Genomic DNA, 839 nt, shown 5'->3' with positions numbered 1-839 from the left:
AAACACCTACGATGAAGCACGGGCAGCCCTAGATGCCCTGCTTACTGAGGGTCAGCGTCTCATCGTTATCCGCACCGACAGGTAACCCACGCTGACCATCCGTTGCCGCTGAGCTATGGATGGTAGCCAATAACCAGGGAAAGCTTTTATGGATTAGTTGTTCCCGCTCAGGGTCAAGGTTCCCCAGTCGCTTGCAGTGCCGCTGGCGAGTTACCCAAACGGACAAGACTTTTTCCAGCGGGTATTCAGCCGTTTTGTACTGCGGGATCCGGCCGTATTGCCTAAGGAAAGCATCCAGCTCCCGTACCCGTTGCGTCCATAGCGCATCTTCCCGTTCTTTCTTCGGTGGCGTCAGCCAGCCAGGTAAGTGCTCATCCAGGAAGGACTTTCTAACAGTGGGAAGTTTGCCCGCTCGATATTGCTTCCGCTGATACTGCAAGAAGCTGTACAGCTGCTGCTCGCCGTCGAGATAACCGCGGGGAAATCTGCCGTGCTCACGCCTGAATCTAGAAACTTCGCCGGCGCGTTCCATCCACGGGATTTTTGTTGTCTGTTTCTTCAGTCCTCCGGGTGGCAGCTTCGGATGGTCGTGAAGCATCAGGCGTTGTCCGAAGCGCTCGGGCTTGTACGAAACCCGTGCATGGATGTGTTCGTAAACCTTTCGATACGGCACCCTGCACACTATGGCGATGCGTCGAGGATCCAACCCCTTAGTCCACATGTAAAACCACTCTTCACGGGACCAATGCTGCGGGGCAACGAAATCTATAACATTGTCGTGTTCCAGGGGTGCTGAGCGAGACATAGCCAACAGCCAATCAAATTGCCCAAGCATTCAC

1 protein-coding gene is annotated in these 839 nt (G+C 54.6%); it reads right to left on the bottom strand.

Translation table 11 applies throughout. From position 1 onward, the window contains the following. Positions 1-28: 28 nt before the first annotated feature. Complete coding sequence (locus CXR03_RS17720) at positions 29-673, bottom strand: helicase associated domain-containing protein (RefSeq protein ID WP_146070557.1); 645 nt, start codon at positions 671-673, stop codon at positions 29-31. Positions 674-839 lie beyond the last annotated feature (166 nt).

Source organism: Arthrobacter sp. 08Y14, assembly GCF_002929455.1.
In the GTDB taxonomy this organism is placed as follows: domain Bacteria; phylum Actinomycetota; class Actinomycetes; order Actinomycetales; family Micrococcaceae; genus Arthrobacter_B; species Arthrobacter_B sunyaminii.
Note: the sequence above shows the minus strand (reverse complement) of the source record. Positions and strands in the feature narration are given on the sequence as shown.